The organism is Mesorhizobium sp. WSM4844 (assembly GCF_055811775.1).
The window spans coordinates 26,370-46,002 of sequence record NZ_JBVVQB010000014.1 but is presented as its reverse complement, the minus strand read 5'-3'; the positions used below and the strand labels follow the sequence as shown (position 1 = coordinate 46,002).

The window sequence follows — 19,633 nt, the reverse complement described above, 5'->3', positions numbered from 1 at the left end:
GAGCCGAAACCATGAAAGTGCTTTTTGCAGGCGGTAACGGTTACACGCCCCAGTTCAGCGGCGGTGTCCAGTCCAGCACCCATCACCTTGCCGAACAGTTGCGCGAGCACGGGCATGAGGCTTCGGTGCTCGCCGCCCTGTTCGGCCAGGGCGTCTTCGGCTACAAGGCGCGCGCCAAGATGAAACTTTTGAGGCAGCGCGCTGTCATCGACAGCTTTCCGGGCTATCCGGTCGTGCGCGCCTGGTTTCCCTGGGAGGCGGCGGGTTTCGCCGTCGAAAAGCTGAGGCCGGATGTCGCCGTGGTCCAGTGCCACAAGTCGGTTCCGATCGGCAAGGCGCTGCAGGCCGAAGGCGTGCCGCTGGTCGTCTATCTCAGGAATGTCGAGTTCCACGAATTGGGCGGCGATCTGCGCGAGCTGCATTCGGCGCTCTACATAGCCAATTCCGAGTTCACGGCGCGCACCTACAAGGCAAAATTCGATATCGATTCGACGGTTATACCGCCGACCATCAATCCCGCGCTCTACCGCACGCCGACGACGGGCGAGTTTGTCACGCTGATCAACCCCTATGAGGAAAAAGGTTTCGAGCTTGCGGTGCGCATCGCCGCCGCCTGCTCTGAAATCCCGTTCCTGTTCGTCGAAAGCTGGAAGCTTGACGATGATCATCGGGCCCGGATCGAGCAGACGATCGCGCCGCTCGGCAACGTCACCCTGGAGAGCCGGACCAACGACATGAAGACGGTCTACGGCCGCACGAAAATCCTGCTGGCTCCCAGCAAATGGGAAGAGGCCTGGGGTCGGGTGGCGTCGGAAGCCCATTGCAGCGGCATTCCAGTCGTCGGCTCGCGTCGTGGCGGCCTGCCCGAAGCGATCGGCTCCGGTGGCGTGGTGCTGGATTACGATGCCCCACTCGCCGACTGGGTGGCAGCGGTCAGGCGTCTGTGGACCGACAGCCTGGAATATGGGCGGCTTTCAGCGGCGGCGCGTGCATTCTCCGAGCGCCCGGAACTCGATCCGGCGGGTCAATTCGCGACCTTCTTCTCGATGCTGGAGAGGGCGACACAACAGCCTTCGCGGCAAGCCGCCTAACCCATGTCGCGCAAAAGCATTCCCTCGGGCCTGACCCTGGGCGGCCTGACCCGAGGGTGCGTAGCGGTTTTGCGATAACGACTGCATAAAACAAAACAAAAGCGCGCGTCGCGTGACGCGCTTTAAGTCCCGAAACCAGGTTCAAGCCGGTCGTTTGACCCGGCTTTTGAGCGTCTCGTAACCGCGTTCGCCAAGCAGCGTGCGCGCGACGGTCTTGATTGCCGTCTTGCGCCCGTCAGGCGAACTGATCTGCCTTAACCTGCCCGGAAGGTTGCGCGCCGCCTGTCCAAGTGCCGGAAGTGACAGCGTGTCAGGATAAATTACCAGATGCGTTTCAACGCACAGCACCGGCTTGCCGGAAAGCTCGGCGATCTTGAGGGCCTGCTGGTGCTCGCTTTCGATGAACAGGATGGCATCGGATTTGCGGTAGAAATCGGCTTTGAAACTGCCATGCACGCCAAGCCGTTGCCGTTCAGCCTTGCTCGGCAGGTCAAGCATGATCAGCTTGTCGTATTCTATGCCGTGCTTTGCCAGCCATGCTTCGGTAAGCGTGCGGTATTTCTCGAGCCGGCTGGTGACGAGCCAGCCGATCTTGCGGGTCGGGCCAAACAGAGGCAGCGCTTCGCCCAGGAATTTCTCATAGGCGGGGCCGTCGTCATTCTCTGCTTCGGTCGGGTCCAGGCAAAGCACGCCGTCAATGTCGACGCAGCTTTGCGCGAGGAATTTGTGGTGCATGAAGTTCCATTGGAACATCCTTGGATGCGGCACGACCTCGAGGACGATGTCGGTTTCCTCGTGTTGGGGCAGCAGGCCGAACACCGCGGCAAAGGTGAAGTCCGCCTTGATGCCGGCGGCCTCTACCCGGCTGCGCGCCTCTCTCATGGCAGCGCCGCCGCTGACGCTGTCGTCGATCACCAGGACCTTGCGCATATCGGTCGCCTGGCGGTCGAGCGCGGCGCGCCGTTTGGTGACGCCCGAAGTATAGATCTTACCGGCCAGGAAACTATCCAGGTCGGTCATCGGAATGTTTGCCGTCAGGCTGAGCAGGGTGGCGGCGAGAATGCCGCTTCGCGGGACCCCGACCACCAGGTCGATATCGCGCGGCAACCGGTGAAGGTTCCTGACAATCGCGTCATTCATGTCGGAGATCGATCGGTAGTGCATGGGATCAGACCTGGTCCTCGTATGGGTGTCCGTGCAAGTTACTTCGCCTCGCTTGGCGCTGCCTTAGGCGCCCGTGCCGGCAGCAGTTTTAGGGCCTCCCGCAACGCCTCGCGGCCGGAAGCAAACGCCAGCGCGGTCATGACCGTGATCATGTAGGACAGCGCCACCGCGCTCGCCATCGCGACGATGTGCTGTTGCGGCAGCAACGGCTTGGCGAACCAGATCGCGGCAAGCGCCAGATGCGCGCCAAGCACGAAGGGCGTTGCCGCGCGAAGCATATGGCTTGCCCGCAGCGGCCCGGTCTTTCCGATATACAGCCACAGAAAAGGCGTTCTGAGATACTCGCTGACCGCATAGGCGATCGCCACGCCCAGCGCGCCATAGGGCAGGCCGATCAGGAAGGCCAGCACCGACGTCAAGGCTGTTATGATGCCCCAGCGCATGAAATCGCCCGAGCGGCCCTGGCTGATGAAAAGCCATCCCGCCGGGTTGTTGAGCGGCTGCAGCAGACCGGCAAAACCGAGCGCCAGGAAGATGCTGGAACTCTGCCGCCACTGCTCGCCGAGCACGAACGGTATCAGCACGTCGGCCATGGCGATGGCGAAGGCGACACCCGGAAGTGCGACCAGCAATATCAGCGGCATGACGCGAAGATAAGCGCTGCGGTAGCGATCCGGCTCGTCCTTCAGCCTGGAAAGAGCCGGCACCATGACCTTCGACAGCGGATTGGTGATCTGGCTCAACGGAAACAGGAGCAGCTTGTAGGCGCGGTCATAGAGTCCAAGCTGCGCTTCGCCCCAGTATTTTCCGATCAGCACATTGTCGAGATTTCGGGCAAAGAAGTTGGCGAAGTTGAACCCGGTGATGCCGGCGCCGAAATTGATCAGCTCGCTGATGCCGTTGACCTTGCGCGGCAGGCTGGGGCGCCATCGCGAGTTTGCCCAGTAGCAAAGCGTGGGCAGTACGGCTGCTGTCAGGGTGCCGGCAAAAAGCGCCCAGTAGGAACGGTCGATGAAAGTCCAGGCGATCGATACGGCAAGGCCGGCAATGGCGCTTGCGACGTCGATGATGGCCAAGCGGGCGAACTGCATTCGGCGTGTCAACAGCGCCAGATGCTGGGCGCCCAGCCCATAGGCTATGATCTGCAGCCCGAGTGCTGCCACCAGACCAGACACCCGCGGTTCGCCATAGAAGGCGGCGACCAGAGGCGCCGCGCCGGCAAGCACGCAGGCGAGCAATGCGCTAACCGCGACATTGACCCAGAAGAGGTAATTGACCTCTTCATGCTTGATTCCGCTTTTCTGAACCGTCGCCTGGGTCAGGCCGAAATCCTGGAACAGCGCGATGAACGCCAGCACAGGCGCGCACATCGCCACGACGCCGAAGTCCTGCGGCGAGAGCAGGCGCGACAGCACGATGACGGAGACGATCTGCGTCGCAACCCGCACCGATTGCGCCAAAGCCGTGATGATAGCGCCGCGTCCGACCGATCTGCGGAGAGAGCCCTCTGGCGGGTCGAATGCATTGGCTTGCAAATTCAGGGTCCCTGATTTTCGTGCCGGTCCCGGAGTCCCGACCCATGCCCGATGCCACCATCAAACTACGGCAATAATATTGCAGCGCAACAAAAAACATTGATTTTTGCTACGCTGCACCAAAAATGTTGCGATGCAGCACGAGCTGTACTAGGATTCTTTCGGGCGGGCCAACAGCGGTCGAGTTTTTCATGCTGCATGTCTTGTACTTGGTGCACGACGTCTCCGATCCGGCAGTGCGCCGGCGGATCATAATGCTCAAGGCAGGCGGTGCCCAGGTCACACTGGCAGGCTTTCGCCGGTCAGCAAGCCCGATCGCCGAGGTCGAGGGCTTGCATCCGATCGATCTTGGCGCAACGCGCGATGGGCGATTCGCCCAGCGGCTGGCAGCGGTCACCCAGGCGGCGGTTTCGATCAGGTCGAAACTCGGTTCGATGCCAAGACCCGACCTCATCATCGCGCGCAATCTGGAAATGCTGGCGCTTGCCCGGCGTGCCAAATCGGCATTCCAGGCAACCGTGCCGATCGTCTATGAGTGTCTCGACATCCATCGCCTGATGCTTCGCGACGATTTTCTGGGCAAGGCGATGCGCGGCGCGGAGCGCTATCTGGCCAGGGATGTAAAGCTGCTGGTCACCAGTTCGCCGGCCTTCATCGCAAACTATTTCAAGCCGTTCGGGCAGATTGCCGCGCCGGTCGAACTGCTCGAAAACAAATATTTCGAGCCTGCCGCGGTTTCGCTGAATGATCGCACGGCGGCGGAGCCCGTCGCTCCGCCTTGGCGGATCGGCTGGTTCGGCGCGCTCCGATGCCGCCGCTCCCTGGAACTGCTGGCCGAATTTTCCCGGCGACTTGAGGGCCGCTTCGAAATCATCCTCAGGGGCCGTCCGGCGCTTTCCGAATTTCCGGATTTCCACGGTTTCGTCGAATCTGAGCCCTGGCTCTCGTTTGGCGGACCCTATCGGAATCCCGAAGATATGGCGACGATCTACCGTGAGGTTCATTTTTCCTGGGCCATCGATTTTTTCGAGCAGGGGCTGAATTCTGAATGGCTGCTGCCCAACCGCCTCTACGAGGGCTGCCGCTTCGGCGCCGTGCCGATCTCGATGGGCCACACCGAAACCGGCCGGTTCCTCGACCAGCAGGGAATCGGTGTTCTCTTGCCTCAAGCAACTCCCGAGGCACTCGAGACTGCCTTGGGCGAGTTGGAGGACCATCGTTTCGGGAAATTGCGGGCGCGTGTTCTTGCCCGAAATCCGCGAACCTGGAGCCACGATCGCAGCGATTGCCGGGCGCTCGTCGAGAAGCTTCGCGGGTTGACGGTCGCGCCCGGTTCATATGCTGCCGAGGCACTGGCTTAGGATGGCTAGGGAAGGACATGGGCCGATGATGCAGACCGAAATGCCGTCCAACCTGATCGTGATTCCGTGCCTGAACGAAGCGGCTCACATCGGTGCGCTTGTTCATGAACTTCGACCGGCCGCCGAAAGGCTCGGCGCCCGGATCATCGTTGCCGATGGCGGTAGCACGGACGGCACCAGGGCGATCGTCGAGGAGATCGCCAGGAAGGATCCGAGGGTCATCCTTCTTGACAATGAAAAGCGCCTCCAGAGCGCGGCGATCAATCTCGCCATCGCCAGGTACGGCGATGGGGCTGAATATTTCATTCGCATCGACGCGCATGGCGGCTACCCTCCGGATTATTGCGATCGGCTGATCGAAGAGGCGCTGGCCACCGGCGCCGATTCGGTCGTCGTCTCGATGCTGACCAGCGGCAGCGGCACAGTGCAGAACGCGGTTGCGGCTGCACAGAATTCCAAGCTCGGCACGGGCGGCTCCAAGCACCGGCATCTCTCGGCGGGAGAGTGGGTCGACCACGGTCACCATGCGCTGATGCGGATTTCGGCGTTCAAGGCGGTGGGCGGCTATGACGAGACGTTCAGCCACAACGAGGATGCGGAGTTCGACTACCGGCTGCGCAAGGCCGGCTACCGGATCTGGATGAGCGGCAAGACGCAAATGATCTATTACCCGCGCTCGTCGCTCGCCGGCCTCTATTTCCAGTATCTCGGCTATGGCCGCGGCCGGGCAAAGAACGTTCTCAAGCACCGCATGATACCGAAGGTCCGGCAGATGGTGCCGCTCCTGGTGTTCCCTGTCGTCCTTCTCTCTGCCTTTTTCTTCGTGCATTGGCTGGCAGTCATGCCGATTCTGGTGTGGGCGTCGGTTTGTCTCGGCTATGGCGTGTGGATTGCGATCAGCCAGCGCAATCCGGACAGCGCCCTTGCCGGGATTTCGGCGATGGTCATGCATTTCGGCTGGTCCGTCGGTTTCTGGCTGCAACTGCTTGGACCGCGATTGCAACGTAGAAGGGTGGCGTGATGGGTGTGGCCGAAAAAAACCGCAGCGTCGACGTCTGCGTCTGCACGTTTAGGCGGCCGGAGCTTGCCGACACGCTTCGCTCGGTCGCCGCCCTGGACTTGCCTTCGGGATTCGACATCCGCGTCATCGTCGCCGACAATGATGACGGGCCAACGGCCGAACTGCTGGTGGCGACGCTGGCGCAGACGCTGAAGCTGCCGATCAGCTATCGTCATTGCCCGGCACGCAACATCTCAATCGCCCGCAATGCTTGCCTCGACGCCAGCACGGCGGATTTCGTCGCCTTCCTCGACGACGACGAAACGGCATCCTCGAGATGGCTTGTCGAACTGGTTGCGACGGCGGACTTGAGTGGCGCTGCCGCCGTGCTCGGGCCAGTGCGGGCGCGCTATCGGCCGGATGCGCCCAACTGGATGCGCCGCGGCGATTTTCACTCCACCTTGCCCGTCTGGGTGGGCGGCGAGATCCGCACCGGCTACACCTGCAACGTCCTGCTCAGGATGGGCGCCGACAGCCTCCGCGGCCGGCGATTCAGCCTGGCGCGTGGTCAGACCGGTGGCGAGGACACCGAATTCTTCGACCATATGGTCAAGGCCGGCGGTCGCATCGCCTTTTCGCCGCAGGCCTGGGTCGATGAAGTGGTGCCGCGCGCCAGGGCGGCTTTCGACTGGCTCCGTCGCCGCCGGTTCCGCGTCGGGCAGACGCATGGACACCTGCTGGGGCGCGACGCGCATGGCCTCGCGTTGGTCAGGCAAGTCGGCCTCGCCTCGGCAAAGGCGGTCTTTTGTTTCGCGTCGGCAATCCCGGTCGCCATCAGTCCCGTGCGCAGGAACCGCAGCGTGCTTCGCGGCATCATGCATGTCGGCGTCGTGAGCGGTCTTGTCGGCGTGCGTGAAATCCGCCAATACGGCCTGCCCTCGCCGCAGGAAGGGGGCAAGCGTGCAGCCTGACGTCACCTTTGTCATTGCCGCCTACAATTCGGAGCTGACCATCGAGCGGGCGATAGCCAGCGCCATCGCCCAGCGCGATGTGAGCGTGGAGGTGATCGTCGTCGATGACCAGTCGCGCGACCGGACGCTCGATCTGGCGCGATCCTACCCCGAAGACATCGTCCGCGTCGTCGCACTTGAGCAAAACCGCGGTCCAGGCGGCGCCAGGAATGTCGGCCTTGAGCTTGCCCGCGGCAGGTGGGTGGCGGTCCTCGATTCCGACGACGCGGTCTATCCCGGGCGGATCTGCACCATGATTGACCGCGCCGAGAAAGCGGGCGCCGCGATCGCAGTCGACAATCTCCAGGTGGTTCGCGAGGACGGTGTTGCCGAAGAGACGATGTTCCCGGCCGACTATCTCGAGGGTTTGAGTGAAATCTCGCTGGCGGACTATATTGCCGGCAATGTGGTCTTCGAATCCAGGTTCAATCTCGGTTATCTCAAACCGATCTTCCAGCGCCGGTTTCTGAACGAAAACGGGCTTCGCTATGACGAAAGCCTGATCATCGGCGAGGACTACATCCTGCTGGCCAGTGCTCTGGCCAAGGGCGGCAAGTGCGTGGTCGAGCCGACGACCGGCTATGTCTACCATATCCGGACCGGCTCCATTTCCCGCGTGCTCGAACTTCATCACGTCGAGTCGATGCGTAAGGCCGACCTCGTTTTCGCCAGAGCCCATTCGATGGACGCAAAGGCCGCAGCCGCTTTCGCAAGGCGCACGCGCAGCCTGCGCAAGGCGGCGTCGTTCCTTTCTCTGGTCCAGCACATCAAGGCGCGATCCCCACTCAAGGCGGTGTGGACGGCGCTCAGCGATCCGGCGGCGGTTTGGCATATGGGCATGCCGATCGCCGTTCGGCTGCGAAGGTTGGCGGCGCAATTTGCCGTGGGTGCGGGGGAGGTGAAGGGTGCAGGCAGCTGAAAAATAGTTTTCGCGGCCTGCGACAGGTTGAAGTCGATCTCCTCAGAAGGAATATGCAATGAAGAAAGTCAGGAAGGCAGTCATACCGGTAGCGGGGCTTGGAACGCGATTCCTGCCGGCGACCAAGTCGATGCCGAAGGAAATGCTGCCGGTCGTCGACAGGCCTGTCGTGCAATATGCGGTGGACGAGGCGTTCGAAGCCGGCATCGAGCACATTGTCTTCGTGACGGGCCGAAACAAGGCGGTCATCGAGGATTATTTCGACCTGCATCCAGAATTGATCGGAACTTTGGAGCAGACCGGCAAGACGGCGCAGCTTCAGGCGCTGGAAAGCCTGCTTCCCGTGGCTGGTGCGACGAGCTTCATCCGGCAGCAGTCACCACAAGGTCTCGGCCATGCGGTATGGTGCGCCCGGGAAGTCATCGGCGATGAACCCTTCGCATTGCTGTTACCGGACATGGTGTCCTTCGGCGGTCGCGGATGTCTCGCTGAAATTGCGGACCTCTATGCGCAGACCGGCGGAAACGTCATCGCCGTCGAGCGCTGCGACCCGACCGAGACCAGCAAATACGGCATCGTCGGCTGCGGCGCCGATGTCGGCTCGGGCTTCGAGGTCACCGCCATGGTCGAAAAGCCGGCTCCGGCGAATGCGCCGTCGAACTACTACATCAACGGCCGCTATATCCTGCAGCCTGAAATATTCGGGCTGCTCGGCAATCAGCAGCGCGGCGCCGGCAATGAGATCCAACTGACCGACGCCATGGTCCGCCTTGCGCAAAGCCAGGCTTTCTTCGCGCAGCCCTTCAACGGCCGGATGTTCGATTGTGGCTCGAAGGAAGGGTTCATCCAGGCCAATGTCGCCTTCGCGCTGGCGCGCGACGACATGAAGGGACCGATCTTCGAGATGCTTCAGGAGTTCGTCCGGTTGCATGAGCGCCGGGTAGAAGCCGCATAAAGCCCATTTTCTGGGAGCAAGCATATGAATGGTGACGCAAGACATGCCGATATGTTTGACTGCCCAGGTCTCGCGGTGGCTGGCATGAAGCTTGCGTAGGGCATATGCTGATGCTCCCGCTCTAGCGCCTGAAAACGAGAGCAGCGGACCCGAGTGGAGACAGGGTTTGGGATCCGAGGCTCAAACAAAAATAGAGCGGCGGCGCGTTCGACTTGAGAGACCGCCGCTCTAGATGCAAACTTGAATTGGACCGAAGATGAATTATGCCAATTTTCCTCTCGACAAGAGGAAACCATTGCCGAGTTCGGACCCAGTCAGCGCCGACGATTTCATCGATGTCGAGCGCCTGCTCGGCATGGCAGCAAGGCAGGCAAAGGTGGTTGCGGCATGCGCTGCCATCGGACTTTTTCTGGGCGTGCTCTATTTGCAGACCACGCCTCCCACCTACATGGCGACGAGCCGTGTGCTGATCGACGAAGGATTGAACAAGGTCGTTGACGAGGTCTCGGCGGCGTCGGTCAGCATGCAGACCGACTCCGCCATTCTGAGCCAGATCGAAATACTCCACTCGGCGAGACTGGCGGCGGTGGTCGTCGACAAGCAGAAGCTCGATCAGAACGACGCTTTCATGAACCCTCCGACGTCGGCCGTGTCGAAGGCTGCCGGTTTTGTGCGCGGCGTGGTCCGGTATTTCCGTCCCAATCCCGCCGTGGGTACGGCCGACGTTACTCAGCTTGACCCGGCGACGCGTGACGCGATGATTGCCTCGTCGCGGCGCGATTACGCAATCCTCAAACTGCAGGACGAGGTGCAAGCCGAGCGCATCGGTCGCGCCTATGTGATCTCCATCGCCTACCAGGCCACGGACCCCGCACTTGCGACCGCGGTTACCAAAGCCTATGCCGACGCCTATCTCGCCGATCAGCTCGATGCGAGCTTCGATGCGACCGAGCGGGCGGCGGTCTGGCTGCAAGGTCGGCTGACGGAGCTTCGCGAAAGCTCCCAGGCAGCGGCGCTCGCCGTCGAGAAGTTCAGGGCCGAACATGGGCTGGCCGTCGATGACGGCCAGTTGATCAGTGACAAGCAACTGTCGGACCTCAATGGCCAGCTCATTGAGGCGCAGGCCGACACCGCCCGCGCCAGCGCCCGCTACCAGCAATACAAGTCGATCGTCGAAAGCGGTTCGGACAACGCATTCAGGGACGCCGCGATATCCGCCGACCAGCCGAGCAACTCGATCATTTCAACGCTCAAGACCCGCTATCTCACTGTCGCCAAGCGGCAGCAGGATATCGAAGCCAATTTCGGGGCTGAGCATCCCCAGGCGGTCGCACTTGCCAAGGAAAGGGCCGACATATCGGCGCAGATATTCGGCGAGCTGAAGCAATTGACCGAAAGCTACCGCAACGAATACGAAGTCGCTCTCGCGCGCGAGACGGCGCTCCGTGCAAATGTCGCGTTAGCGGCTGGCAAGAGTTCCATCGACAACCAGTCGCAGGTCAAGCTGCGCGAACTGGAGCAGAAGGCAACGGCGCTCTCGACGCTCTATCAAACGTTCCTTGGCCGCTACGAGGAAGCCTCCCAGCAGCAATCCTTCCCGGTCGGCAAGATCCGCGTCATCTCGGACGCGACGCTGCCGAAGTCCGCGGCAACCCCGCGCACGTCCATAGTGCTGGGACTTTCGCTCGTGCTTGGCGTGATGTTGGGAGCCGGGGTTGGTGGCCTGAATGAGTTCAGGGAGCGGTTCTTCAGAACCGGCGAAGACGTTCGCGATCGCGTCGGCCTCAAATTCCTCGGCTACCTGCCGATCATTGGCAGCAAGGTCGCCAAGGACGACAAGCGCGATGACGGTCAGGCGGATATCAAAACCGCCCCATCACCATCGGCGGCTGAAAGACGCGCGCGCATGCGGGTGAGCATCGACGCCCCGGCATCGATGTTTTCCGAGACGCTGCGCAGCGCCAAGATTGCCTTCGACGTGGTGATGGAAGGGCAAGGCAGCCGGGTCATTGGCGTGATCTCGGTCCTTCCCGGCGAGGGCAAGTCAACCGTGGCGGCGAATCTGGCCGGATTGCTTGCCGCCAACGGGTCGAAAACGCTGCTGGTGGACGGCGACCTGCGTAACCCCGGCCTCAGCCGCAGCCTTGGCATGGAGGCCGAGCAAGGCCTGATGGAAGCGGTGGTGAGTGGGCAGACCTGGCAGTCCGTCGGCAAGATCGACCGGCAGACCAAGCTGGCGATCGTCCCCGCCGTGCCGCGCGGTCATTTCTCGCACACAAGCGAGCTTCTGTCGTCGGCCGGGATGCGGCGTTTCATCGACAATGCCAAGGAGACCTTCCAGTACATCGTCGTCGATCTGCCGCCGCTCGGCCCCGTGGTCGATGCCAAGGCCTTTGCGCCGCTTGCCGACGGCTTCGTGCTCGTGACCGAGTGGGGGCGCACGCCGCGTGCGATGGTGCAATCCATATTGAGTTCGGAATCCTATATCGCCAACAAGATCGTCGGCGTCGTCCTCAACAAGGTCGATTTGAAGAAGCTGGCGAAGTATGGATCGATCGGCGGCTCGGAAAAATTCTTCGACAGATATTCGTCATACTATCTGGAGAAGTCGGAAGCGCGGACGAAGGTGAACAGCTGAGGCCGGTCTGTAGGACCGGCAGATCGTCGTCTTCCGCCGTCGGGCCGATACCGGGCCGAGGCCGTCGTGAGCGAAGACGAATGCCCCTCGAACAGACCACGACCGGCAGCCTGTGCACGAGCCGGTAGGGTCGGTAGCGAATGACGTTCCTTAGGGTGCCGGTCGATTTCCTCGCTTGATCAGGTCGCCGAGCCGCGACGGGTCGCGCAAAAGCGTCCGCACCCTGCTTTGTGCCGGACATTCCACCGTAGGACGTTTGCAGCCAGGAACCGGCGTGACAACGCTGGCGCGTTACGCCGCCTTGAGACGGTAGCGGAAGATGGTGTGGTCGAGCAGAAGCCGGATGCGCGGTTCGGCCTCGATCGCAATCAGCCAGCTCGCGGCGATCATTGTCGCCCCGACGATGACCACCGAAAGCAGGTATGGCACTCCCGCACGCATCAAGGCGCCGAGAATGGCTGCGCCGACGACATTATGGATCAGATAGAGAGGGTAGGTCATCAGGCCGATCCGGCGCCAGCCGCGCCAGGACAGGTCGAGCCGTAACGACCACGCCATCAGCGCCATGGCAGCGAGGAACAGGACGATCGGTGGCCCGTAGGGCATCGCGGCTTCGACCTTGATGCTGCGGACGTCGACAGCACTTATGATCTGCAGCACGCCGCCGGCCAGGAACAAGGCGCAGAAGACAAGGCGGGCGGGCGTCACTGCCTTGAAACGCATCAGCCAGAACAGCACACCTGTCGCGAAAAAACATCCGTGATGCACCAGGAGCAGGTCGAGCCAGCGCGCCTCGGCAAGGTCCGTCCAGTCGAATGGATAGTACAGGCACCAGAAAAGCGTGCTGATCGCGCCGAGCGCAACTGCCACCGCTTCCATCAGGTCGAAGCGGCCGAGCCGCAGCAGGATCCAGACGATGGCATAAAAGGCGATCTCGATGCCGAGCGTCCAGTAGACGCTGTCGACCCAGGGGTTGAACGGAACGAACAGGGCGGTGCGTATGAGCGTGGTGACAGCGTCCGTCGGCCAACTGAGATCGACGAGAAGCAGCACCATCGCGGTGACTGGTGCGCAGATCCAGACGGCCGGCGCCAATCGTTTCACCCTTGCCTCGAAAAACCGCAGCGGTGTCGAATGCTCGGCGCTGAAGGCGATGACGAAGCCGCTGATGACGAAGAATATCTGGACGCCGACCCATCCGAATTGGACCAGTCCGCCTATTTCCGGATGCGGCGGGATGCCGCCCGTCGCACGCGCCGAAACGCCCTCGGGGAACGCCCACACCCAGAAGCCGTAGTGGTAGACCATCACGAGGACAGCGGCGACAAAACGCAGGATGTCGACGCCGCCGAATGTTGTTTTTTGCTGAGCCATGCCGTGCCTTCGGAATGGCCCCCCACGCAAAGGTTTAAGGGCTATTGCTGCATTGCACAACAGACGATTGCAGTGCAGGATGAATTCGTGAATTCGTCCGAAGCCGCGATCCGCCTGCCGCGCTCCGAAAGCAGCTAAAGCCCGATTCCGCGTCCCTTCAGCGCCGCGGTGATTTCGTCGAGAATGACCGGATCGTCGATGGTCGCCGGCATTGTCCAGTCTTCCTTGTCGGCAATCTTCTGCATGGTGCCGCGCAGGATTTTGCCGGAGCGTGTCTTGGGCAGGCGCTTGATCGTGACCACCGTCTTGAAGGCGGCGACCGGGCCGATCCGCTCGCGCACCAGCGTGACCACCTCGGTCTCAATGGTGGCGCTGTCACGCGTGACACCGGCATTCAGCACGACGAAGCCGAGCGGGACCTGGCCCTTCATTGCATCTGCCACGCCGACGACAGCGCACTCGGCAACGTCCGGATGCGCGGCCAGCACCTCCTCCATGGCGCCGGTCGACAGCCGGTGGCCGGCGACATTGATGATGTCGTCGGTGCGGGCCATCACGAACAAATAGCCGTCCTCGTCCATCATGCCGGCATCCGCCGTCTTGTAGAAGCCGGGGAATTCCTCGAGATAGGCTTGGCGAAACCGGTCATCGGCATTCCATAGCGTCGGCAGGCAGCCGGCCGGCAGCGGCAGCTTGACCACGACATTGCCCAACGTACCGCGCGGCACTTCGTGGCCGGCATCGTCGAGCACACGGATGTCGTAGCCGGGCATCGGCACCCCGGGCGAGCCGTATTTCACCGGCAGTAGCCCTAATCCGGCTGGGTTGATCGTCATCGGCGAGCCCGTCTCGGTCTGCCACCAATGGTCGATTACCGGCACGTTCAATTTCTGCTCCGCCCATTTGATGGTTTCCGGATCGGCGCGCTCGCCGGCGAGGAACAGCGTGCGGAATTTCGACAGGTCATATTTCGGGACGAATTCGCCCTTGGGGTCCTGTCCCTTGATGGCGCGGAATGCGGTCGGCGCGGTGAACAGCGCGACCACGCCATGCTCTGATATCACCCGCCAGTAGGTGCCGGCGTCGGGAGTACCGACCGGCTTGCCCTCGAACAGGACCGTCGTGCAGCCATGCAGCAGCGGGCCGTAGACGATGTAGGAATGGCCGACCACCCAGCCGACGTCGGAAGCCGCCCAGAACACCTCACCCGGCTTGACGCCGAACTCGTTCTCCATCGACCATTTCAGCGCAACCATGTGGCCGCCATTGTCGCGCACGATGCCCTTGGGCTGGCCGGTCGTTCCGGACGTGTAGATGATGTAGAGCGGATCGGTGGCGAGCACCGGAACGCAGTCGACATTGGCGCCCGCGGCCCGCTCGCGGGCGACGGCGTCGGCATAGTCGATGTCGTGGTTCTCCTTTAGCTCGCAGCGCAGCTGATCGCGCTGCAGGATGAGGCAGGCTTCGGGCTTGTGCCGCGACATCTCGATCGCCTTGTCGAGCAGCGGCTTGTAGGCGACGACGCGCCCGGGCTCCAGGCCGCAAGAGGCGGAAATGATCAGCTTCGGCCTGGCGTCGTCGATGCGCGTGGCGAGCTCGTGCGAAGCAAAGCCGCCGAAGACGACCGAATGCACGGCGCCGATACGGGCGCAGGCAAGCATGGCAAACGCAGCTTCCGCCACCATCGGCATGTAGATGATGACCCGATCGCCTTTTTGGACGCCGCGGTTCTTCAGCACCGACGTCAGCGCGACCACCTCGCGTTTCAATTCGGCATAGGTGAATTTCCTGACCGTGCCGGAAATCGCGCTGTCATGGATCAGCGCGATCTGATCGGCGCGGCCACCCGCCACGTGGCGGTCGACGGCGTTGAAGCAGGTGTTGCAGGAGGCGCCGCCAAACCAGCGCCCATAGACGCCGGCATTCGCATCGAAGACCGTTTCGAACGGCGAGAACCAGTCGATTGCTTTGGCCGCATCCGCCCAGAATTTTTCCGGATCGCGTTTCCAGCCGTCATAGACCTCGTGGTAGCGTGACGCCATCCAGCTTTCTCCCAGGAATGTTTCTGTCCTTGGAAATAGCGTATGCTGTTTTTGCAAGCACGTGCAAATTCGTCTTGGCGACCTCGCTTTGGTCGAAATGGACGTGACCGCCGCTTTATCGCCGCAACCGGCCAGGTCGTAGAAAGCGCCTACTTGCTTAATACTGTTGCTATAGCCGTGGCGCGGTGTTGGCCGTGCTACATCCCCCGGCGCAGCGCAGCCGTATGCACCGGTGCGTCCCACAATGCGGTCGTCTCATCGTCGAGCATGGTCAGCGTGATCGAGCAGCCGGCCATGTCGAGCGATGTCACATAGGACCCGACCAGTGAACGGGCGACCGTCACGCCGTTTTTCTCGAAGATTTTCCGGGCGCTGTTGTACATCAGGTAGAGCTCCATCAGCGGCGTGCCGCCGAAGCCGTTGACGAAAAGCAGCGCCGGGCCTTTTGCCCTGTCACCGAGATCGCCAGATATCGCCGCGCAGATCTCCTCGGCGATGGCGTCGGCGCTCTTCAACGCGTCGCGGCGGCGCCCGGGTTCGCCATGGATGCCGACGCCGAATTCCATCTCGCCGTCGCCGATATCGAAGGTCGGCCTGCCGGCGGCCGGTACGGTGCAACTGGTCAGCGCAACGCCCATCGAGCGCGTCGCGCCATTGATGCGTTCGCCAAGCGCCTTCAACGGCTTCAGCGCCATGCCTTGCTCGGCCGCGGCGCCGAGGATCTTCTCGACCACCAGCGTGCCGGCAACGCCGCGTCGGCCAGTGGTGTAGGAGGAGTTCTCGACCGCGACGTCGTCATTGGCCACCACTTGCATCACACCCTCCGACATTTCAGCAGCCATGTCGAAATTCATCACGTCGCCCTCGTAGTTCTTGACGATGAACAGGCAGCCGGCACCGGTGTTGACCGCCTCCGCGGCCGCCATCATCTGGTCCGGCGTCGGCGAGGTGAACACCTGGCCGGGGCAGGCGGCATCCAGCATGCCATGCCCGACCAGCCCGCCATGCAGTGGCTCGTGGCCAGAGCCGCCCCCGGAAATCAGCGCTACCTTGCCGGGCTTGAGTGTCCTGCGGCGCACGAATTTATGCTCGTCGCCAAGCACAAGGATGTCGGCATGGGCGGCAACGAAGCCGTCGAGGCTTTCGGTCAGCACCGTGTCCACAGAATTCAGAAACTTCTTCATGGCCGTCTCTCCCGAAATAGCTGAACGTGGCGCGACTATGTCCCGCCCTTGCCGGCGATGCTGGTGATCTTCTGGATGAAATCGTTGACCGCCCTGTCGAGCGCCGCGTTCTGTTTGTCGTCGCCGAAATCGGGAACGATGAGCGAAACATGCCGCGTCTTGCGCATGCCGGATGCCAGCGACATTTTTCCCGGATGCGCCTGATGGTAGGCGGCAAGAAAATGGTCGCGTTCGGCCGGGCTGAAATGGCAGACGGCGAAAATAGCCGGCAAATGTTTTGACGGGATCGGGATCGAGTAGGCCGGGCTGGAAATCTGGGTGACGAAGCTGCGATGCTTGCCCAACGCGTCGGCGAGGCGCTGGCGCATGCCGGATGGGCGCTGGTCGAGGACCTGCGACAGGATCGTCTTGTAGGCGCGGATCGCCTCTTCGGAGCCGGCTTCAGGCGTCTTCTTGGTTTCGGCCATGCCGGTGCCTAGATCGAGACGTCCGCAATGGCCGCCTTGGCCATTGCGAGCTGGGCGGGAACCACGGAAAGGTCGCGCAGGCCGGCCTCGATCAGCGCCGGGATCGCCGCCGGATCGCCGCCGGCGTCGCCGCACAGGCTGACCGGAATCTTTTGCGCGCGGCCGAACGCTGCGACCGAGGCGATCAGCCGAAGCACGGCCGGATGCCTGATCGAATTGAGATGCGCGACCGACGCGTTGTCGCGCGCCGCCGCCATCACATACTGGGTCAGGTCGTTCGAGCCGATCGAGAAGAAGGCGACCTCGGCAAACGCCTCAGGAGCGATCGCCACCGACGGCACCTCGACCATGATGCCGAGCGGCGGCATTTTTTGCGCGACGCCGCGCGCGGCAAGCTCGGCCTGCTCTTCGGCGAAGAGCGCAGCTGCTCGCTGATACTCGTCCCACACTGCGATCATCGGGAACATCACCTTGAGATTGCCATGCAAGGCGGCGCGCAGCAGCGCCCTGATCTGCACCCGAAAAACCTCCGGTCTCGCCAGCGATAGCCTGATGCCGCGCAGGCCGAGAAACGGATTGCCCTCTTCGACGGTGAAGCCCGGCACCGGCTTGTCGCCGCCGGCGTCGACGGTGCGAATAGTCACCGGTTTGTCTTCAGCCCATTCGAGCACCTTGCGGTAGGCGCGATACTGCGTTTCCTCGTCCGGCAGCGTCTTGCCGAACAGGAACTCGGTCCGCATCAGCCCGACGCCATCGCAGGTCGAGACATCGATACCGTCGACATCGGACGGATCGGCGATGTTGACCTGCACCCGTACCGCAGTGCCGGCTTTCGTCACCGCCGGCCGAGTCAAAAAAGTTTCCGCCCTGTCGCGACGTGCCGCGAAAGACGACGACGATTGCCGGAACGCCTCGACCTCTGCCCTTGTTGGCCTCAACACGATGCCGCCGTGCTCGGCATCGAGCAGGGCGACGCCGGCAAGATCAGCCGGCGAAGCACCGAGCCCCACGATCATAGGCACGCCGCGCGAGCGCGCCAGCATGGCGACGTGGCTGGCGGTACTGCCCGCCTTCAGCGCAATGCCGCCGCCGGCGCTCCAGTCGGTTTCGAGAAAGCGCGTCGGCGCGATGTCCTCGCCGTAGAAGATGGCGCCTGTCGGCGCGGCAGCCGCGCTGTCCGCGGTCAGCGCGCGAAGCACCTGGTCTCTGATGTCGCGCATGTCGGCGGCGCGTGCCCGGAAATAATCCTGATCCGACGTTTCGTAGCCGACAATTTCGGCGTCAAGCGCCTGCCGCCATGCCGCATCGGCCGGCTGGCCGGCGGCAATCGCGGCAAAGGCCGGGCCGGTCAGCGCATCGTCCTCCAGCATGGCGAGCTGGAATTCGAGAATGTCGGCGGCATCGCCCTCGGTTGCCTGGATCAGCTTGGCAAGCCGGCCTGTCGCTGTGCCGATTGCCGTTTCGAGCGCGAGCCTCTCGTCAGCTGCGGTCGCTTTACTTCTATAGCGCGCGACGACCGGGTCGAGGTTGAACAGCGGCCCTTCGGCATAGCCGGCCGAAGCCGGGATTCCCTTCAGCTTAAGCGGTTCGGGCATGGTCCACGCCCTCGTCGAAGTCGCGCCGCACCAGCTCGACGAGCGCGCCGACCGCCTCGCCGGCACCGTCGCCCTTGGCTCTGATATGCAGCACCGTGCCTTTCGGCGCCTTGGCCGCCATCACCTTGACGATGCTCTTGGCGTCGAACCAAGGACCGTTGGCGGCGAGCGCCACTTCGACTTCGGCCGAAAACGTCTTGGCGAGCTTGGTGAATTTCACCGAAGGGCGCGCATGCAGGCCGACCTCATGGGTGATCAGAACGGTGGCTTCAGCCGATGCGGACATTGAGTCAAAATTCCTGTTCATTCACGATGGCGACAATTCGTGTGCCGTCGCCACCACTTCCCTGAGCGAGGCGCCGCCGGACGCCTCCGTCGCCGCCATCACCGCGCCCTCGACGATCGGCGCGTTGCAGACGATGATCTTGTGCGCGCGCGGCTCGCCGATCATCTCGACCGCCATCTCGCTGTTGGTTTCGGCGCCGCCAAGATCGACAAGTATAGCGACACCTGCCTCCGACCAGGCCTTGTCGATCGCGCCCATGATCGCCTCGACATTGGTTCCCAGCCCGCCATGGCCGTTTCCGCCGCACCATGCAAGCGGCACTTCGTCGCCGACCATCTGGCGCACCATGTCGGCCGTGCCCTCGGCGACCAGCGGTGAATGCGATACGATGACGATGCCGACATTGCTCATGCTTGCCCCTCGATGGTCTCGGTGACAGCCCGCACCAGAAGCGCGGTCGAGCGTGCCCCGGCATCCATATGGCCGATGGAGCGGTCGCCGAGAAACGAGGCGCGCCCGCGCAAGGCCTTCATCGGCACGGTGGCATCGGCAGCACTGTCCGCGACATCGGCGATTTCCGATCCGGTCTTTCCCTGCAGCAGGGCGTCATGCACCGGTTGCAGCACGTCGAGCATGGTCTTCTGCCCGACCTGCGACTTGCCCCTGGCTGCCACCGCCTCGATCGCCTTGCCGAACGCCGACATCAGATTGGCGCGATCCGGCTCTACGGAAATTTCTTTGCCGAGCGCCATGAACAGCGTCCCGAACAAGGGGCCCGAAGCCCCGCCGACGGTCATTACCAGCTTGGTGCCGATCGCCTTCAGAGCGTCCGGCAGCGGCTTTGTCGCGAACGTGTCGGCCTCGGCGCGCACCGCCTCGAAGCCGCGCTTCATGTTCAGCCCATGGTCGCCGTCGCCAATTGCCTGGTCGAGCCTGGTCAGCTCTTCGGCGTGAGCGGCAATCGTGTCGGCGGTGACTGATATCAGCGTCTTCAGGTCAAGCTTGTCCATCG

The 19,633-nt window shown here is 62.7% G+C and carries 17 protein-coding genes; 7 read left to right on the top strand and 10 right to left on the bottom strand.

Annotated features, from left to right (window positions below; translation table 11 throughout):
* Positions 1–11: 11 nt before the first annotated feature.
* Positions 12–1,091: a glycosyltransferase gene (locus tag AC0L2A_RS13910; protein WP_473515119.1), complete on the top strand. Its 1,080-nt coding sequence runs from the start codon at positions 12–14 to the stop codon at positions 1,089–1,091.
* Positions 1,092–1,232: 141 nt separating this feature from the next.
* On the opposite strand, the gene AC0L2A_RS13905 is transcribed toward AC0L2A_RS13910, so the two are convergent.
* The gene (locus AC0L2A_RS13905; RefSeq protein ID WP_473609272.1) at positions 1,233–2,255 is read right to left on the bottom strand and encodes a phosphoribosyltransferase; all 1,023 of its coding nucleotides are present in this window, start codon (positions 2,253–2,255) and stop codon (positions 1,233–1,235) included.
* A gap of 38 nt (positions 2,256–2,293) precedes the next feature.
* Positions 2,294–3,790 carry a lipopolysaccharide biosynthesis protein gene (locus AC0L2A_RS13900; RefSeq protein ID WP_287354971.1) on the bottom strand — a complete coding sequence of 499 codons (1,497 nt, stop codon included), beginning with the start codon at positions 3,788–3,790 and terminating at the stop codon, positions 2,294–2,296.
* A gap of 191 nt (positions 3,791–3,981) precedes the next feature.
* On the opposite strand from AC0L2A_RS13900, the gene AC0L2A_RS13895 reads away from it, so the two are divergent.
* From AC0L2A_RS13895 to AC0L2A_RS13870, 6 genes are all read left to right on the top strand, one after another.
* Positions 3,982–5,151: a glycosyltransferase family protein gene (locus AC0L2A_RS13895; protein WP_473609271.1), complete on the top strand. Its 1,170-nt coding sequence runs from the start codon at positions 3,982–3,984 to the stop codon at positions 5,149–5,151.
* Positions 5,152–5,179: 28 nt separating this feature from the next.
* The gene (locus tag AC0L2A_RS13890) at positions 5,180–6,172 is read left to right on the top strand and encodes a glycosyltransferase family 2 protein (protein WP_473609290.1); all 993 of its coding nucleotides are present in this window, start codon (positions 5,180–5,182) and stop codon (positions 6,170–6,172) included.
* Positions 6,172–7,122, top strand: a complete 951-nt coding sequence (locus AC0L2A_RS13885; protein ID WP_473609270.1) for a glycosyltransferase family 2 protein — start codon at positions 6,172–6,174, stop codon at positions 7,120–7,122. Before AC0L2A_RS13890 ends, AC0L2A_RS13885 begins: the two co-directional genes overlap by 1 nt.
* A complete protein-coding gene (locus AC0L2A_RS13880; RefSeq protein WP_091592817.1) occupies positions 7,112–8,080 on the top strand; it encodes a glycosyltransferase family 2 protein in 969 nt (322 codons plus the stop codon). The genes AC0L2A_RS13885 and AC0L2A_RS13880 overlap by 11 nt, the downstream gene beginning before the upstream one ends.
* Positions 8,081–8,138: 58 nt before the next feature.
* Positions 8,139–9,035: a UTP--glucose-1-phosphate uridylyltransferase gene (locus AC0L2A_RS13875; protein WP_023796734.1), complete on the top strand. Its 897-nt coding sequence runs from the start codon at positions 8,139–8,141 to the stop codon at positions 9,033–9,035.
* 256 nt (positions 9,036–9,291) lie between these two features.
* Positions 9,292–11,673: a polysaccharide biosynthesis tyrosine autokinase gene (locus AC0L2A_RS13870; protein ID WP_473609269.1), complete on the top strand. Its 2,382-nt coding sequence runs from the start codon at positions 9,292–9,294 to the stop codon at positions 11,671–11,673.
* A gap of 291 nt (positions 11,674–11,964) precedes the next feature.
* On the opposite strand, the gene AC0L2A_RS13865 is transcribed toward AC0L2A_RS13870, so the two are convergent.
* The 8 genes from AC0L2A_RS13865 to dhaL all read right to left on the bottom strand — a co-directional run bounded on the left by AC0L2A_RS13865 (position 11,965) and on the right by dhaL (position 19,631).
* Positions 11,965–13,047, bottom strand: coding sequence for an acyltransferase family protein (locus AC0L2A_RS13865; RefSeq protein WP_027151563.1), 1,083 nt, complete (start codon positions 13,045–13,047; stop codon positions 11,965–11,967).
* Between the two features lie 134 nt (positions 13,048–13,181).
* Entirely contained in the window at positions 13,182–15,089 is a 1,908-nt protein-coding gene (locus tag AC0L2A_RS13860) for a propionyl-CoA synthetase (RefSeq protein ID WP_473609268.1), read from the bottom strand.
* A 197-nt stretch (positions 15,090–15,286) separates the two neighbouring features.
* Positions 15,287–16,273, bottom strand: a complete 987-nt coding sequence (gene dhaK / locus AC0L2A_RS13855) for a dihydroxyacetone kinase subunit DhaK (RefSeq protein WP_473609267.1) — start codon at positions 16,271–16,273, stop codon at positions 15,287–15,289.
* 35 nt (positions 16,274–16,308) lie between these two features.
* Positions 16,309–16,740 carry a hypothetical protein gene (locus AC0L2A_RS13850; RefSeq protein ID WP_023796729.1) on the bottom strand — a complete coding sequence of 144 codons (432 nt, stop codon included), beginning with the start codon at positions 16,738–16,740 and terminating at the stop codon, positions 16,309–16,311.
* An 8-nt stretch (positions 16,741–16,748) separates the two neighbouring features.
* Positions 16,749–18,335: a phosphoenolpyruvate--protein phosphotransferase gene (gene ptsP / locus AC0L2A_RS13845; protein ID WP_473609266.1), complete on the bottom strand. Its 1,587-nt coding sequence runs from the start codon at positions 18,333–18,335 to the stop codon at positions 16,749–16,751.
* Positions 18,319–18,621: an HPr family phosphocarrier protein gene (locus tag AC0L2A_RS13840; RefSeq protein WP_023796727.1), complete on the bottom strand. Its 303-nt coding sequence runs from the start codon at positions 18,619–18,621 to the stop codon at positions 18,319–18,321. The genes ptsP and AC0L2A_RS13840 overlap by 17 nt, the downstream gene beginning before the upstream one ends.
* 21 nt (positions 18,622–18,642) lie before the next feature.
* Positions 18,643–19,032 (bottom strand): dihydroxyacetone kinase phosphoryl donor subunit DhaM, encoded by a 390-nt coding sequence (gene dhaM / locus AC0L2A_RS13835; RefSeq protein ID WP_027151568.1) that lies wholly within the window; start codon positions 19,030–19,032, stop codon positions 18,643–18,645.
* Entirely contained in the window at positions 19,029–19,631 is a 603-nt protein-coding gene (gene dhaL, locus AC0L2A_RS13830) for a dihydroxyacetone kinase subunit DhaL (RefSeq protein ID WP_287207782.1), read from the bottom strand. Before dhaL ends, dhaM begins: the two co-directional genes overlap by 4 nt.
* Positions 19,632–19,633: the final 2 nt, after the last annotated feature.

Excerpts from the sequence above, each read along its gene's own strand:
- AC0L2A_RS13910 (WP_473515119.1), top strand. The coding sequence starts at position 12 with ATGAAAGTGCTTTTTGCAGGCGGTAACGGTTACACGCCCCAGTTCAGC.
- AC0L2A_RS13905 (WP_473609272.1), bottom strand. The coding sequence starts at position 2,255 with ATGCACTACCGATCGATCTCCGACATGAATGACGCGATTGTCAGGAAC.
- AC0L2A_RS13895 (WP_473609271.1), top strand. The coding sequence starts at position 3,982 with ATGCTGCATGTCTTGTACTTGGTGCACGACGTCTCCGATCCGGCAGTG.
- AC0L2A_RS13890 (WP_473609290.1), top strand. The coding sequence starts at position 5,180 with ATGCAGACCGAAATGCCGTCCAACCTGATCGTGATTCCGTGCCTGAAC.
- AC0L2A_RS13885 (WP_473609270.1), top strand. The coding sequence starts at position 6,172 with ATGGGTGTGGCCGAAAAAAACCGCAGCGTCGACGTCTGCGTCTGCACG.
- AC0L2A_RS13875 (WP_023796734.1), top strand. The coding sequence starts at position 8,139 with ATGAAGAAAGTCAGGAAGGCAGTCATACCGGTAGCGGGGCTTGGAACG.
- AC0L2A_RS13870 (WP_473609269.1), top strand. The coding sequence starts at position 9,292 with ATGAATTATGCCAATTTTCCTCTCGACAAGAGGAAACCATTGCCGAGT.
- AC0L2A_RS13865 (WP_027151563.1), bottom strand. The coding sequence starts at position 13,047 with ATGGCTCAGCAAAAAACAACATTCGGCGGCGTCGACATCCTGCGTTTT.
- AC0L2A_RS13860 (WP_473609268.1), bottom strand. The coding sequence starts at position 15,089 with ATGGCGTCACGCTACCACGAGGTCTATGACGGCTGGAAACGCGATCCG.
- dhaK (WP_473609267.1), bottom strand. The coding sequence starts at position 16,273 with ATGAAGAAGTTTCTGAATTCTGTGGACACGGTGCTGACCGAAAGCCTC.
- AC0L2A_RS13850 (WP_023796729.1), bottom strand. The coding sequence starts at position 16,740 with ATGGCCGAAACCAAGAAGACGCCTGAAGCCGGCTCCGAAGAGGCGATC.
- ptsP (WP_473609266.1), bottom strand. The coding sequence starts at position 18,335 with ATGCCCGAACCGCTTAAGCTGAAGGGAATCCCGGCTTCGGCCGGCTAT.
- AC0L2A_RS13840 (WP_023796727.1), bottom strand. The coding sequence starts at position 18,621 with ATGTCCGCATCGGCTGAAGCCACCGTTCTGATCACCCATGAGGTCGGC.
- dhaM (WP_027151568.1), bottom strand. The coding sequence starts at position 19,032 with ATGAGCAATGTCGGCATCGTCATCGTATCGCATTCACCGCTGGTCGCC.
- dhaL (WP_287207782.1), bottom strand. The coding sequence starts at position 19,631 with ATGGACAAGCTTGACCTGAAGACGCTGATATCAGTCACCGCCGACACG.